General features: G+C 66.0%; 14 protein-coding genes. 11 read left to right on the top strand and 3 right to left on the bottom strand.

The genetic code is table 11. The annotated features are described in order from the left end of the window. Positions 1-13 precede the first annotated feature (13 nt). The 3 genes from POS17_RS06870 (at position 14) to POS17_RS06880 (ending at position 2,299) form a co-directional block, all read left to right on the top strand. Positions 14-1,228, top strand: a complete 1,215-nt coding sequence (locus POS17_RS06870) for a class I SAM-dependent methyltransferase (protein ID WP_060837909.1) — start codon at positions 14-16, stop codon at positions 1,226-1,228. A 169-nt stretch (positions 1,229-1,397) separates the two neighbouring features. Beyond that, positions 1,398-1,979, top strand: a complete 582-nt coding sequence (locus tag POS17_RS06875; RefSeq protein WP_060837910.1) for a DJ-1/PfpI family protein — start codon at positions 1,398-1,400, stop codon at positions 1,977-1,979. A gap of 14 nt (positions 1,980-1,993) precedes the next feature. Next, entirely contained in the window at positions 1,994-2,299 is a 306-nt protein-coding gene (locus POS17_RS06880; protein WP_060837911.1) for a ribbon-helix-helix domain-containing protein, read from the top strand. Positions 2,300-2,432: 133 nt separating this feature from the next. On the opposite strand, the gene POS17_RS06885 is transcribed toward POS17_RS06880, so the two are convergent. Next, on the bottom strand, positions 2,433-3,434 hold the full coding sequence (locus tag POS17_RS06885) for a GntR family transcriptional regulator (RefSeq protein WP_060837912.1): 1,002 nt from the start codon (positions 3,432-3,434) through the stop codon (positions 2,433-2,435). Between the two features lie 367 nt (positions 3,435-3,801). Here POS17_RS06885 and POS17_RS06890 point away from each other — a divergent pair, with 367 nt between their 5' ends. The 8 genes from POS17_RS06890 (at position 3,802) to POS17_RS06925 (ending at position 11,637) form a co-directional block, all read left to right on the top strand. Next, positions 3,802-5,160 (top strand): amidase, encoded by a 1,359-nt coding sequence (locus POS17_RS06890; RefSeq protein ID WP_060837913.1) that lies wholly within the window; start codon positions 3,802-3,804, stop codon positions 5,158-5,160. A 47-nt stretch (positions 5,161-5,207) separates the two neighbouring features. Continuing rightward, positions 5,208-6,089 carry a polysaccharide deacetylase family protein gene (locus POS17_RS06895; RefSeq protein WP_060837914.1) on the top strand — a complete coding sequence of 294 codons (882 nt, stop codon included), beginning with the start codon at positions 5,208-5,210 and terminating at the stop codon, positions 6,087-6,089. A 28-nt stretch (positions 6,090-6,117) separates the two neighbouring features. After that, a complete protein-coding gene (locus POS17_RS06900) occupies positions 6,118-7,458 on the top strand; it encodes an MFS transporter (RefSeq protein WP_060837915.1) in 1,341 nt (446 codons plus the stop codon). Between the two features lie 12 nt (positions 7,459-7,470). After that, positions 7,471-8,232 carry an SDR family NAD(P)-dependent oxidoreductase gene (locus tag POS17_RS06905; protein WP_060837916.1) on the top strand — a complete coding sequence of 254 codons (762 nt, stop codon included), beginning with the start codon at positions 7,471-7,473 and terminating at the stop codon, positions 8,230-8,232. A 130-nt stretch (positions 8,233-8,362) separates the two neighbouring features. Beyond that, positions 8,363-9,112: an SDR family NAD(P)-dependent oxidoreductase gene (locus POS17_RS06910; protein ID WP_060837917.1), complete on the top strand. Its 750-nt coding sequence runs from the start codon at positions 8,363-8,365 to the stop codon at positions 9,110-9,112. A gap of 13 nt (positions 9,113-9,125) precedes the next feature. Continuing rightward, positions 9,126-9,425, top strand: coding sequence for a hypothetical protein (locus POS17_RS06915; protein ID WP_060837918.1), 300 nt, complete (start codon positions 9,126-9,128; stop codon positions 9,423-9,425). After that, positions 9,422-10,429, top strand: coding sequence for a CobW family GTP-binding protein (locus tag POS17_RS06920; RefSeq protein WP_060837919.1), 1,008 nt, complete (start codon positions 9,422-9,424; stop codon positions 10,427-10,429). The genes POS17_RS06915 and POS17_RS06920 overlap by 4 nt, the downstream gene beginning before the upstream one ends. Continuing rightward, positions 10,429-11,637: an ABC transporter substrate-binding protein gene (locus POS17_RS06925; RefSeq protein ID WP_060837920.1), complete on the top strand. Its 1,209-nt coding sequence runs from the start codon at positions 10,429-10,431 to the stop codon at positions 11,635-11,637. Before POS17_RS06920 ends, POS17_RS06925 begins: the two co-directional genes overlap by 1 nt. 3 nt (positions 11,638-11,640) lie before the next feature. Here POS17_RS06925 and POS17_RS06930 read toward each other — a convergent pair whose 3' ends face one another. Together POS17_RS06930 and POS17_RS06935 are read right to left on the bottom strand one after the other, a co-directional pair. Beyond that, positions 11,641-12,261, bottom strand: a complete 621-nt coding sequence (locus POS17_RS06930; protein ID WP_060837921.1) for a hypothetical protein — start codon at positions 12,259-12,261, stop codon at positions 11,641-11,643. Between the two features lie 9 nt (positions 12,262-12,270). Then, complete coding sequence (locus tag POS17_RS06935) at positions 12,271-12,561, bottom strand: hypothetical protein (protein WP_060837922.1); 291 nt, start codon at positions 12,559-12,561, stop codon at positions 12,271-12,273. Positions 12,562-12,674 lie beyond the last annotated feature (113 nt).

Raw genomic sequence — 12,674 nt, forward strand, 5'->3', positions numbered from 1 at the left:
GGCACCTGCCCCCATGTCCGTTACTGCTCCTTCCGCCCGCTCCGCGCCGGATCATCACGCCCAGTTCCTGCAATTGCTCGACACCAGCCTTGCGCAGAACGCCTTTATCAAGCTGGTACTGGCCAAGCACGTGGGCCCGGAAGCGGACCTGCAACGCCTGATCATCAAGCAGCTGACGGTCAAGGAGCAGCCGTGCCTGTCCTTCGTCTATCGCTACAAGACCCGCGACATCACCAAGAACTTCACCTTGGACGAAGGCAGCGCCGCCATCGCCGAGCTGCTGCCGGCTGCGTTCAAGAACGCCCACCTGCTGACCCTGACCGATGAAGTGCAGCTGGAATACAGCAAGAAGGGCAAGAGCTCGCTGTTCAGGGGCAAGCCGCAAACCCAGCGCGATGTGCCGTCGGCCGAGCACAACCGCGAGAAGAACCGGTTCCTCGACCTCAGCCGGCCGTTCCTCGCCGACCTGGGGGTGACCAACAAGCAGCACGAGCTGATTCCGGCGATGTCGCGCAAGTGGAAGCAGATCAACAAGTTCATCGAAGTCTTCAGCCACGCCCTGAGCAGTTCGCCGATCAAGCTCGATCAGCCGGTACGGGTGGCGGACTTCGGTTCCGGCAAGGGCTACCTGACCTTCGCCATCCACGACTACCTGCGCAACACCCTCAAGGTCGAGGGCGAGGTGACCGGCGTCGAATTGCGCGAGGACATGGTGACCCTGTGCAACGCCGCCGCGCAGCGCCTTGCGCACCCGGGTCTGGTGTTCAAGTGCGGTGACGTGCGCAGCGTGGCCCCCAGCCAGCTGGAGGTGATGATCGCCCTGCATGCCTGCGACATCGCCACCGACTACGCGATCCACACCGGCATCCGCTCCGGCGCGGCGATCATCATGTGCTCGCCGTGCTGCCACAAGCAGATCCGCCAGCAGATCCAGAGCCCGGCGCTGCTCAAGCCGATGCTGCAATACGGCCTGCACCTGGGGCAGCAGGCGGAGATGGTCACCGACAGCCTGCGGGCCTTGTTCCTCGAAGCCTGCGGTTATGAAACCAAGGTCTTCGAGTTCATCTCCCTGGAACACACCAACAAGAACAAGATGATCCTGGCGGTCAAGCGTGCCGAACCGGTTGACCCGACCCCGCTGCTGGCCAGGATCGAAGAACTCAAGGCCTTCTACCAGATCAGCGAGCACTGCCTGGAAACCCTGCTCAAGGCAGACCAGCAGTTGTAAGTGACAAGCGACAAGCCGCAAGCCGCAAGCCAGCCACTTGCCGCTTACAGCTTGCCGCTTACAGCTTGCCGCTTGCCGCTGTAGTACCAGGCTATTACCCGGGCTGGCGTAATGGGACTACCTTGAGTACTTCTTCCGCCCACGTCTTTCCCTGAAAGGAGTCCACTCCATGGCCGCGAAAAAGATCCTCATGCTGGTTGGCGATTACGTCGAAGACTACGAAGTGATGGTGCCGTTTCAGGCGCTGCTGATGGTCGGTCACACGGTGCACGCCGTGTGCCCGGACAAGCGCGCCGGGCAGACCGTGCGCACGGCGATCCACGACTTCGAGGGCGACCAGACCTACAGCGAGAAGCCGGGGCACCTGTTTGCCCTCAACTTCGACTTCGCCCAGGTCAACTCCGCTGATTACGACGCGCTGCTGATCCCCGGCGGACGCGCTCCGGAATACCTGCGGCTGAACGCCAAGGTGCTGCAACTGGTCCAGGAGTTCGACCAGGCCTGCAAGCCGATCGCCGCGGTGTGCCACGGTGCGCAACTGCTGGCCGCGGCGGGCATCCTTGAAGGCCGCGAGTGCAGCGCCTACCCGGCCTGTGCCCCGGAAGTGCGGTTGGCCGGCGGCACCTACATCGATATCCCGGTGACCGAAGGCCACGTCCAGGGCAATCTGGCCACCGCCCCGGCCTGGCCGGCGCACCCCAGCTGGCTGGCCGGTTTCCTGGGCTTGCTGGGCACCAAAATCACCCTGTAAGCGAGGACCACGCCATGTGCGAGCTGTACGTCAAGGCCGACCCGATTCTCTACGAGTCCCGCTCCCGTTCGCTGCGCATCTGTGGCGTGGTCACCACCTTGCGCCTGGAAAACCAGTTCTGGGACATCCTCAGCGAGATCGCCGAAGCCGACGGCATGACCACCAACCAGCTGATCGCCAAGCTGTATGAAGAGGTCATGGACTACCGCGGCGAAGTGGTGAACTTCGCTTCCTTCCTGCGGGTCAGTTGCACCCGCTACCTGAGCCAGCGGCGTACTGCCGCGCCCGATCTCAGCCTGGTGCGGCGCAACGCACTGTAGCCGCTGCCGCAGGCTGCGAACGGCCCGCAGGGACGCGGGTTTCTGAAGGCCGCTCAAGGTTTGGCGGGCGATCGCCAAGCAAGGTCCAGCGGACCTTTGCGCAGCCTCGCGGGCTCGGCAGCGGCGCCCGGGCTCAGCTGATTTTGCTGAGGAAGCCCGGGAGTTGCGGTTCCGGGAGCACCGCCAGCACTTTGAGGCGTTGCAGCATGCGCTGGCGGGCGCGTTGCAGGTGTTCCCTGAGGTTCAGGGCGGCGGCGTCGAAGGCACCGTGCAGCAACAGTTCGAGAATCAGTCGGTGCTCGGCGAGCATCGCCGGGTCGGCACCGATGCCCAGCAGGCGGTAGAAAATCCGGTTGATGATCATCGGGCTCTGGGCCTGGCGGATCAGCGCTGCCATCTTGCGGTTGTGCAAGCCGCTCAGGCAGTGCTGGTGCAGGTCTTCTTCCAGGCGCTCCAGCACCTCCAGGTCGCAATGCTCGGCCTGTTGCGCCTGGGTCACCCGTTCCAGCATCTGTTCCAGGTGCTCGCGCGCCAGGCCCGGGGCGCTCTGGCGCAGGGCCTCGGGTTCCAGGCAGGCGCGCAGTTCGTAGTCTTCGGTGACTTCGCGAGCGGTCAGCGGCCCGGCCAGCCATTGAGAGTAGGGCTCCTTTTCCACCAGGCCGCGATCGCGCAGGCGCATCAGCGCCTCGCGGACCACCGCGCGGCTGACGCCGTAGTGCTCGGCGGCAGCCTGTTCGTCGAGGCGGAAGTGGCCAAAGGCGATGCAGGTGGAGAGGGCGCCGCTCAGTTCCTCGTAGATCCGTTCTCCCAGGGGGCGGGTGTCCACCAGTTCTTCATCGCTGGCCAGTCCCAGGTGCGCATGGCTCAGGGGCAGGCGCAGCGGTTCGATCTCCAGGCCCTGGGGGTTGATCAGGTAGCCGCGGCCATCAAAACGGCTGATCAGGCCTTCGCCGTGCAACAGGTCGAGGGCCTTGCGCACCGGCACCCGGCTGGTGCCGAACAGTTCAGCCAGCGGCGCTTCCAGCAGCACCAGGCCCTGCAGGGCGGTGCCCTGGAGGATGGCGTCGCGCAATACCTGACGGATCATGGCGTAGCGCGATGCGGTGCGCGGGTCCTCTGCTGACACTGCTTTCATCGGTTCCTCTAGGGGGCTGGGCGGCGATGGCCGGGGATTCTCTCACAGTTGCCGAGTGTCACTGAGTGCCACGTTTGCCTGCCCCGTCCTGGGGCCTTCATGGCCGGGTTGTTACCTTTCTGCACCAAAATGTACTTTTTAATAAAAGATACATTATTTCATTGGCATGAGCAGACGCGAGGCTTTTCTCCGTCGGTGGCTCAGCGGCCTGTCTCTGCAACCCACTCTGCCTCGATATTCCAGGGCCATTTCCAAGTTTTCGGAACGGGTGACGAGGTGCGCGGGCTCTTGAGCTGGCACGGAATCTGCTCTGAATAAAATGTACATTTTAATAATTAGTACATTTTATCGATTTGCGGAGTGAACCATGCATCCAGATTCGTTGAGCGACGCCACGGCGATGGCCCAAGCCTTCGCCCAGGGCCGCACCGATCCGGTCCAGGTCCTGGAGCAGGCCCTGGCGTTGGCCGAGGCGACGCCCCATGTGTTCATTTCCCTGTGCCCGGCCCGGGCCCGGCGCGAGGCCGAGGCGGCTGCCGCCCGGTGGCGTGACGGCCAGCCGCTGAGCCTGCTGGATGGCGTGCCCCTGGCCTGGAAGGATCTGTTCGACCTCGCCGGCAGCATCACCACCGCCGCCGCCCAGGTGCGGCGCGATGCAGCGCCGGCCGGCGTCGATGCGCCCAGCGTGCGGCAGTTGTGCCGCGCCGGGCTGGTCAGCCTGGGCAAGACCAATCTCAGCGAATTCGCTTACTCCGGGCTCGGCCTGAATCCGCACTTCGGCACCCCGATCAATCCCCACAGCGATGCCCAGCCACGGATTCCCGGTGGCTCTTCGGCAGGTTCCGCCGTGGCGGTGGCCGCCGGTATCGTGCCGATCGCCATGGGCACCGACACCGCCGGTTCGATCCGCATCCCCGCGGCCTTCAATGGCCTGGTGGGCTACCGCGCCACATCCCGGCGCTATGACCGCGACGGGGTGTTTCCCCTGGCCCACAGCCTCGACAGCCTCGGGCCGCTGACCCGCAGCGTGCGCGATGCCTGGGTGATCGACGCTCTGCTGCGCGGTGGCGACCCACGGCAACTGCCGCTGCCGCGCAGCCTGGCCGGGCAGCGCTTCTGGGTCGATTCGCCAGTGCTCGACGACAGCCGCACCCAAGCGGCGGTGCGCGCCAACCTGCTGCAGGTGGTCGAATGCCTGCAACAGGCCGGGGCGCGGGTGGAGCAACGGCCGCTGCACAGCCTGCAAGCCACCCTGCAACTGATCCAGGAACACGGCTGGCTCGGCGCCGCCGAAGCCTTCGCCCTGCACCAGCCGTTGCTCGACAGCGAGTACGCCGAGCAACTGGACCCACGGGTGCGCCGGCGCCTGGAAAGCGCCCGGCAGATGCCGGCCAGCCAACTGTTGCGGCTGTACCAAGCGCGGCGCCAGTTGCAGCAGCAAATGCACGACGAACTGGACGGCGCGGTGCTGATCACCCCCAGCGTGGCCCATGTGGCGCCGCCCCTGGCGCCCCTGGAGCAGGACGACGAACTCTTTGCCCGGACCAACCTGGCAACCCTGCGCCTGACCATGCCCGGCAGTTTCCTCGACATGCCCGGGGTGGCCCTGCCCAGCGGCCGCGATGCCCAGGGCCTGCCCACCGGGTTGCTGCTGAGCCTGCCCCAGGGCCATGACCAGCAGTTGCTGAACACGGCCCTGGCGCTGGAGGCGGTGCTGCCGCGCTAGGCCCCGACGATTTTTTTCCAACAACAAGCAATCACTGGAGGCCGCTCATGGCTAAAGAAATTCTCTGTGCATTTGGTGTCGATGTGGACGCGGTGGCCGGCTGGCTCGGCTCCTACGGCGGCGAGGATTCGCCGGACGACATCTCCCGGGGCCTGTTCGCCGGGGAAGTCGGCGCGCCGCGCCTGCTCAAGCTGTTCGAGCGCTATGGCCTGCGCACCACCTGGTTCATCCCCGGGCACTCCATGGAAACCTTTCCCGAGCAGATGAAGGCCGTGGCTGATGCCGGCCACGAGATCGGCGTGCATGGCTACAGCCACGAGAACCCCATCGCCATGACCGCCGAACAGGAGGAGATCGTGCTCGACAAGTCCATCGAGCTGATCACCCGAGTCACCGGCAAGCGCCCCACCGGCTACGTCGCGCCCTGGTGGGAATTCAGCAAGGTGACCAACGAGCTGCTGCTGAAAAAGGGCATCAAGTACGACCACAGCCTGATGCACAACGACTTCCACCCCTACTACGTGCGGGTCGGTGACAGCTGGACCAAGATCGACTACAGCCAGCACCCCGACACCTGGATGAAACCCCTGGTGCGCGGCCAGGAAACCGACCTGGTGGAGATCCCGGCCAACTGGTACCTGGACGACCTGCCGCCGATGATGTTCATCAAGAAAGCGCCCAACAGCCACGGCTTCGTCAATCCGCGACACCTGGAAGAAATGTGGCGCGACCAGTTCGACTGGGTCTACCGCGAGCATGAACACGCGGTGTTCACCATGACCATCCACCCCGACGTCTCCGGCCGCCCGCAAGTGCTGTTGATGCTCGAACGCCTGATCGAACACATCCAGAGCCACGCCGGCGTGCGTTTCGTCACCTTCGACGAGATCGCCGACGACTTTATCCGCCGCCACCCGCGCAACCGCTGATCCCGGCCACTTCATCGAGGCGTGATTGATGTCTATCTATAACAAGCTCGACCTGACTGGGTGGAAACCCCAGCAGCTGACCCCGGACCAAGTGCGCTTCGCCACCTGGATCGCCTTCTTCGCCTGGGTCTTCGCGGTGTACGACTTCATTCTGTTTGGCACCCTGCTACCGGAGATCGGCCGGCACTTCGGCTGGGGCGAGGTCGAGCAGGCCGAGATCGCCACCTGGGTGGCGGTGGGCACCGCGGTGGTGGCCCTGGCCATCGGGCCGCTGGTGGACAAGCTGGGGCGGCGCATGGGCATCATTTTCACCGTCAGCGGCTCGGCCATCTGTTCGGCGCTGACCGCCATCGGCGGCGCCTGGGGCAAGTCGCCGCTGATCCTGATCCGCTCCCTGGGCGGCCTGGGTTACGCCGAGGAAACGGTGAACGCCACCTACCTCAGTGAGCTGTACGCGGCGTCCGACGATCCGAAGCTGGCCAAGCGCCGGGGCTTCATCTACAGCCTGGTGCAGGGCGGCTGGCCGGTGGGGGCGCTGATCGCCGCCGGGTTGACCGCGGTGCTGCTGCCGATCATCGGCTGGCAGGGCTGCTTCATCTTTGCCGCGATCCCGGCCATCGTCATCGCGGTCATGGCGCGCAAGCTCAAGGAGAGCCCGCAGTTCCAGATCCACCAGCGCATCAGCCAGTTGCGCAAAAGCGGCTCGGTCAGCGAGGCCCAGGCGGTGGCCCTGACTTACGGCGTGGACTACGACGAGCACAGCAAGGCCGGGCTGGCCGCGGCCTTTCGTGGCCCGGCGCGGCGCGCGACTTTGGTGATCGGCGCGGCGATCCTGCTCAACTGGGCGGCGATCCAGGTGTTCAGCGTGCTGGGCACGTCGGTGATCGTCAGCGTGCACCACATCTCCTTCGAGAACTCGCTGATCATCCTGGTGTTGTCCAACCTGGTGGGCTATTGCGGCTACCTGAGCCACGGCTGGATGGGCGACAAGATCGGCCGGCGCAACGTCATCGGCCTGGGCTGGATGCTTGGCGGCCTGTCGTTCGCCGGGATGCTCTACGGCCCGAGCAACCTGCCGATGGTGGTGGGGCTCTACAGCCTGGGCCTGTTCTTCCTGATCGGCCCGTATTCGGCGGCGCTGTTTTTCATCAGTGAGAGTTTTCCCACCAGCATCCGCGCCACCGGCGGCGCGATCATCCACGCCATGGGCCCGATCGGTGCGGTGGTGGCGGGCTTCGGCGCGACCCAGGTGCTGTCCGCCGGTGGCGACTGGCAGACCTCGGCGCTGTATTTCGGCGCGCTGCCTTGCTTTCTCTCCGGTGCGCTGATGTTCGCCGCGCGCCATGTGCGTCCTGAAACCGTTCAATAAGGAAACTGATCCATGACTCGACAAGTCGCCTTGATCACCGGTGCCGCCAGCGGCATCGGCCAGGCCCTGGCCGTGGCCTATGCGCGCTGCGGCGTGGCGGTGGTGGGCGGGTACTTCCCCGCCGACCCCCATGACCCGCAAACCACCCGCGACCTCGTGGCCGAGGCGGGCGGGCAATGCCTGATGCTGCCCCTGGACGTTACCGACAGCGCCTCGGTGGACGCCCTGGCGGAACAGGCGGCGTCGCACTTTGGTCGTCTCGATTACGCGGTGGCCAATGCCGGCCTGCTGCGCCGTGCGCCGCTGCTGGACATGACCGACCAGGCCTGGAACGCCATGCTCGATGTCGACTTGACCGGAGTCATGCGCACCTTTCGCGCGGCGGTGAGGTACATGGGCGAGGGCGGTGCCCTGGTGGCGATTTCGTCGATTGCCGGCGGCGTCTACGGCTGGCAGGACCACGCCCACTACGCCGCAGCCAAGGCCGGGGTGCCGGGCTTGTGCCGCTCGCTGGCGGTGGAACTGGCGGCCAGGGGCATTCGCTGCAACGCGGTGATCCCGGGGCTGATCGAGACTCCGCAGTCCCTCGACAGCCAGAACTCCCTGGGCCCGGAAGGGCTGGCCAAGGCGGCCCGGGCGATTCCCCTGGGGCGCGTCGGGCGAGCCGATGAAGTGGCGTCGCTGGTGCGTTTTCTCACCAGCGACGAGTCCAGCTACCTGACCGGGCAGAGCATCGTCATCGATGGCGGCCTGACGGTGCGCTGGCCGGATTGAACCCACGGTGTAGCCGCTGCCGAGCCTGCGAGGCTGCGCATCGCTCTAATGCCAAACCTTCAACGTCCTCAAATCAGCCGCGCCCCTTCGGGGGCGTCCAGGGGCTGAGCTTTTTTAAGGAGTGCTGCACATGCAACACCTGCACAACCGCCGCGCCGTGATCACCGGTGCCGGCAGCGGCATCGGCGCCGCTATCGCTCGGGCTTATGCCGTCGCCGGTGCCCGCTTGCTGCTGGCCGACCGCGACCCCGCGCGCCTGGCCGAGAGCGCCCAAGCCTGTCGCGAACTGGGCGCCGAAGTCGTCGAATGCGTGGCCGATGTCGGCAGCGTCGAAGGCGCCCAGGCCGGGGTCGATGCCTGCGTCGAGCATTTCGGCGGCATCGATATCCTGGTCAACAACGCCGGCATGCTGACCCAGGCCCGTTGCGTCGACCTGTCCATCGAGATGTGGAACGACATGCTGCGCGTCGATCTGACCAGCGTCTTCATCGCCAGCCAGCGGGCCTTGCCCCACATGCTGGTGCAGCGCTGGGGGCGGATCATCAACGTCGCCTCGCAGCTGGGGATCAAGGGCGGCGCCGAGCTGACCCACTACGCCGCGGCCAAGGCCGGGGTCATCGGCTTCACCAAGTCCCTGGCTTTGGAAGTGGCCAAGGACAACGTGCTGGTCAACGCCATCGCCCCGGGACCGATCGAGACGCCGCTGGTGGCCGGCATCAGCAGTGCCTGGAAAACCGCCAAGGCCGCCGAACTGCCCCTGGGGCGTTTCGGCCTCGCCGATGAAGTGGCGCCCACCGCGGTGCTGCTGGCCAGCGATCCGGGGGGCAACCTGTTCGTCGGCCAGACCCTGGGCCCGAACTCCGGCGACGTCATGCCATGAAGGAGGGTTGAACATGTGCGGCTTATGCGGGCTGCTGGGCGAAGACGTGCACTGGAGCGATCCCCTGGGGGATGAACTGCCCCGGCGCCGCGAGCGCTTGCGCAGGATCGCCGCGATCAACCGGGTGCTGGCGCCGTTGCGGCTCAAGGTCGAGGACTTCCAGGGCTCGGCCTACTTGCTGCTCGGGGCCACTGGACGCCAGGAGCTGGCCAGCGGCCTGGAGCAACTCTGGAGCCTGGCCGAGGCCATGCTGGGCCGGCCCCTGGACCCTCTCGACCCTGTGCTTCTCAAACACCTGGAGCAACAGCCATGAGCATGCCCCTGAACGTCATCACCGGGTTTCTCGGCAGTGGCAAGACCACCTTGCTCAATCGTCTGTTGCAGGACCAGAGCCTGGGCGACACGGCGTTGCTGATCAACGAGTTCGGCGATATCGGCATCGACCACCTGCTGGTGCAGGAGGTGGCGCCGGATACCGTGTTGCTGCCCAGCGGCTGTGTCTGCTGTTCGATCCGCGGCGAGTTGAAGGAGGCGCTGCTGGAGCTCCTGGCGCGGCGTAGTCGGGGCGAGGTTCCGGCCTTTCGCCGGGTGCTGCTGGAAACCACCGGGCTGGCCGACCCGGCCCCGATCCTGGCCACGGTGAACAACGATCCGCAGTTGCGTGGGCGGGTGCACATCGGCTTGCTGGTGACCCTGGTGGATGCCAGCCACGCGGCGTTGCAGGAGCGCCTGCATCCGGAGTGGCTGGCCCAGGTGGCGGCCGCGGACCGCTTGTTGCTGAGCAAGACCGACTGTGTCGACGAAGCGACCCAGGCCGCCTTGCGTGAGCGTCTGCAACGGCTCAACCCCGGGGCGCCGCTGTTGCTGACCCGGCAGATCCGGAGCGGTGACCAGCTGTTGCTGGGCGAGGGGCTGCGCGGGGCGACGGCCGAGCGGGAGGTGGCGCGCTGGCAGTTGCAGCGGTCGTTGACGGTCGCCCCTGCGTCCCATGGCGCGGCGCAGGTGTGCAGCCTGGAGTTCGAGCAAGCGCTGGATTGGGTGGGCTTCGGGGTCTGGTTGTCGATGCTGCTAAGATGCCACGGCGAACGAATTCTGCGGGTGAAAGGATTGCTCAACGTCAACGCCAGCCAGGCCCCCATCGTCATTCATGGCGTGCAGCATTGCCTGCATGCTCCCGTGCATCTGCCACGCTGGCCCAGTGCCGATCATCGCTCGCGGCTGGTGTTTATCCTGCGCGGGCTTGAGCCCGAGCAACTGCGCCATTCCTTCGAGGTGTTCGCCCGCAGCTTCGCCCCGCTCGCCGGGGAGAGTGCCTGATGGCCGCGACGCAACCGGTCACCCTGCGGGTACTGGGCACCTCGGTGACCCTGCTCGAATCCCTGCGGCTGCGTGCCGAACAGGACCTGGGCATTCGCCTGGTGTATCAGGTGCACGATGTGGAACAGGCCCAGCGCATCGCGGTGATGCAGCCGGACAGCTACGACCTCTACGACCAGTGGTTTCACAACGTCGATTTCGTCTGGCCGGCCCAGGCGATCCAACCCATCGATACCCGGCGCATTGCCCTGTGGCACGAGATCAACGACCTGCCCAAGCGCGGACGCTTGTCCCCCAGCGATCGCCTGGGCAGTGGCAGCGTGCCCAGCGAGCGGCTCTACGTGCAGCACGACGGCAGCCTGGGCAGCACGGTCAGCGAGCGCATCAGCATGCTGCCGCTGACCCACAACGCCGACAGTTTTGCCTACCGCCCGGAGCGCCTGCCGGCCGGGTTCAGCAGCGCCAACGAAAGCTGGGGCTGGCTGCTGGAGCCGGCCTGGAGCGGGCGCATCGCCTTGCAGAGCGACGCCGCGATCGGTGCCCTGGATGCCGCCCTGGCAGTGCAGGGCTGTGGCCTGGAGTCGTTCAAGGACATCGGCAACCTGAGCATCGAGGAGATCGACCGGCTGGCACAGATCCTGGTACGCAAGCAGCGTGAAGGGCATTTCGCCGCGTTCTGGTCGGACGACGAAGAAGCCGCGCAACTGATGCTCAGCCCGCGCATCGATATCCAGAGCCTGTGGTCGCCGACCCTGATGCGCCTGCACCGCGCCGGGGTCAAATACCGTCTGGCGGTGCCGCGGGAGGGCTACCGCGCCTGGTTCGGCGGCCTGTCGTTGTCGCGCCATGCCCAGGGCGCGGTGCTGGACGCGGCCTACGCCTATCTCAACTGGTGGCTGTCGGGCTGGCCCGGAGCGGTGATGGCGCGCCAGGGCTACTACATCGGCAACCCGGCGCGTACCCGTGATCACCTGAGCAGCGCCGAGTGGGATTACTGGTACGCCGGCAAGCCGGCCCGGGAGGAGTTGCCGGGCAGCGATGGCGCGCCGCTGATCGAGATCGGCGAGACTCGCGACGGCGGTTCCTACCCGCAGCGCATGGGGCACATCGCGGTGTGGAACTCGGTGATGGACGAGCACAACTACCTGGTGCGGCGCTGGGGCGATTTCCTCCGGGCGGGCCGGGCGGCGGGCCGCGGCAAAGGCTGAGGACTAGAGCCCCAGGCGCGCCAGCTGGCGCAGGTCGGCGATCACCGCCGGGTTGCCGCCTTCGAGCACGTCCAGGCGCATTTGCGCAATCAGCGATTTCAGCAGCTCGGTCTGGGTCATCCGGGTGGCTTGCAGCAGGCGCGCGAGATCCTCGGCCACATAGTGGTTGACCTTCAGCGACAGGCGTTTCATGGCCGGCACGGCCGGCAACTGGCGGGCCTCGGCCTGTTCGGCCAGGTACGCGGCGAAGCTCTCATGCACCTGCTTCAGGGAAGACGCCGGAGGAGCGCTGAAGTAGTAGCTGAAGAACAGTTTGCGCATCTGCACCCCGGCGTCTTCGGCCACCGAGTGCAGCGCCGCATCCAGCACATCGAGGTAGACCGCCGGCAGCCGCGCCTCGATGGAGGTCAATGACTGCTTGCGGGCTTCCTTGATCGCCGGCGTCGACTGGGGCGGGATGGCCACCACCGTGGCGCACAGGTCGCAGACCCCCACCAGGACCTCCCGGGCCTGGCCGTTGCCGTCGCTGAAAGGGACGTCGCGGCGGGTGTAGGTGATGCCCACGACCTGTTGGCAATGCTCACAAAGCGCCTTGCCCCGGTCGCCCTGCAGATAGAGTTTCATGGGTTGCCCTCATCGGTGAACGCTGATGAACCAGGTTTCTGGCTCGATAAAGTAGAACTTGATGTACCAGCCCGCCTTCTTCAGCACATGGACGGCAAGGTCCGGGACGCTGTGGTGGGCACTGCAATGGTGGTCGGTGCCCTTGCAGGCGCCGATGACCTCGATCAGTTGGCCCGCCGAAACCTCGCCAGTGGCCAGCAGGTTCTTGACCTCGATCGAACCGCGCGCGGCATGCAGATAGTTGCCGCTTTGTAGTGCATTGATCAGGTCCCGCCTGACCTTCCTGAAGCCTCTGTCCATGATGCGTTCTCGGTTGTACGACAGTCATCGTACATAATCAATGGGACGTTGACTGAAAGTGCCCAACGGCCTTTCAGCGGTGTTCAGGGGGGAGTCGATCTTAGCCCGGCAGG

Source organism: Pseudomonas sp. Os17 (assembly GCF_001547895.1).
Classification (GTDB): Bacteria; Pseudomonadota; Gammaproteobacteria; order Pseudomonadales; family Pseudomonadaceae; genus Aquipseudomonas.

Excerpts from the sequence above, each read along its gene's own strand:
- POS17_RS06895 (WP_060837914.1), top strand. The coding sequence starts at position 5,208 with ATGGCTAAAGAAATTCTCTGTGCATTTGGTGTCGATGTGGACGCGGTG.
- POS17_RS06910 (WP_060837917.1), top strand. The coding sequence starts at position 8,363 with ATGCAACACCTGCACAACCGCCGCGCCGTGATCACCGGTGCCGGCAGC.
- POS17_RS06920 (WP_060837919.1), top strand. The coding sequence starts at position 9,422 with ATGAGCATGCCCCTGAACGTCATCACCGGGTTTCTCGGCAGTGGCAAG.
- POS17_RS06935 (WP_060837922.1), bottom strand. The coding sequence starts at position 12,561 with ATGGACAGAGGCTTCAGGAAGGTCAGGCGGGACCTGATCAATGCACTA.
- POS17_RS06880 (WP_060837911.1), top strand. The coding sequence starts at position 1,994 with ATGTGCGAGCTGTACGTCAAGGCCGACCCGATTCTCTACGAGTCCCGC.
- POS17_RS06875 (WP_060837910.1), top strand. The coding sequence starts at position 1,398 with ATGGCCGCGAAAAAGATCCTCATGCTGGTTGGCGATTACGTCGAAGAC.
- POS17_RS06900 (WP_060837915.1), top strand. The coding sequence starts at position 6,118 with ATGTCTATCTATAACAAGCTCGACCTGACTGGGTGGAAACCCCAGCAG.
- POS17_RS06905 (WP_060837916.1), top strand. The coding sequence starts at position 7,471 with ATGACTCGACAAGTCGCCTTGATCACCGGTGCCGCCAGCGGCATCGGC.
- POS17_RS06915 (WP_060837918.1), top strand. The coding sequence starts at position 9,126 with ATGTGCGGCTTATGCGGGCTGCTGGGCGAAGACGTGCACTGGAGCGAT.
- POS17_RS06890 (WP_060837913.1), top strand. The coding sequence starts at position 3,802 with ATGCATCCAGATTCGTTGAGCGACGCCACGGCGATGGCCCAAGCCTTC.
- POS17_RS06925 (WP_060837920.1), top strand. The coding sequence starts at position 10,429 with ATGGCCGCGACGCAACCGGTCACCCTGCGGGTACTGGGCACCTCGGTG.
- POS17_RS06870 (WP_060837909.1), top strand. The coding sequence starts at position 14 with ATGTCCGTTACTGCTCCTTCCGCCCGCTCCGCGCCGGATCATCACGCC.
- POS17_RS06930 (WP_060837921.1), bottom strand. The coding sequence starts at position 12,261 with ATGAAACTCTATCTGCAGGGCGACCGGGGCAAGGCGCTTTGTGAGCAT.
- POS17_RS06885 (WP_060837912.1), bottom strand. The coding sequence starts at position 3,434 with ATGAAAGCAGTGTCAGCAGAGGACCCGCGCACCGCATCGCGCTACGCC.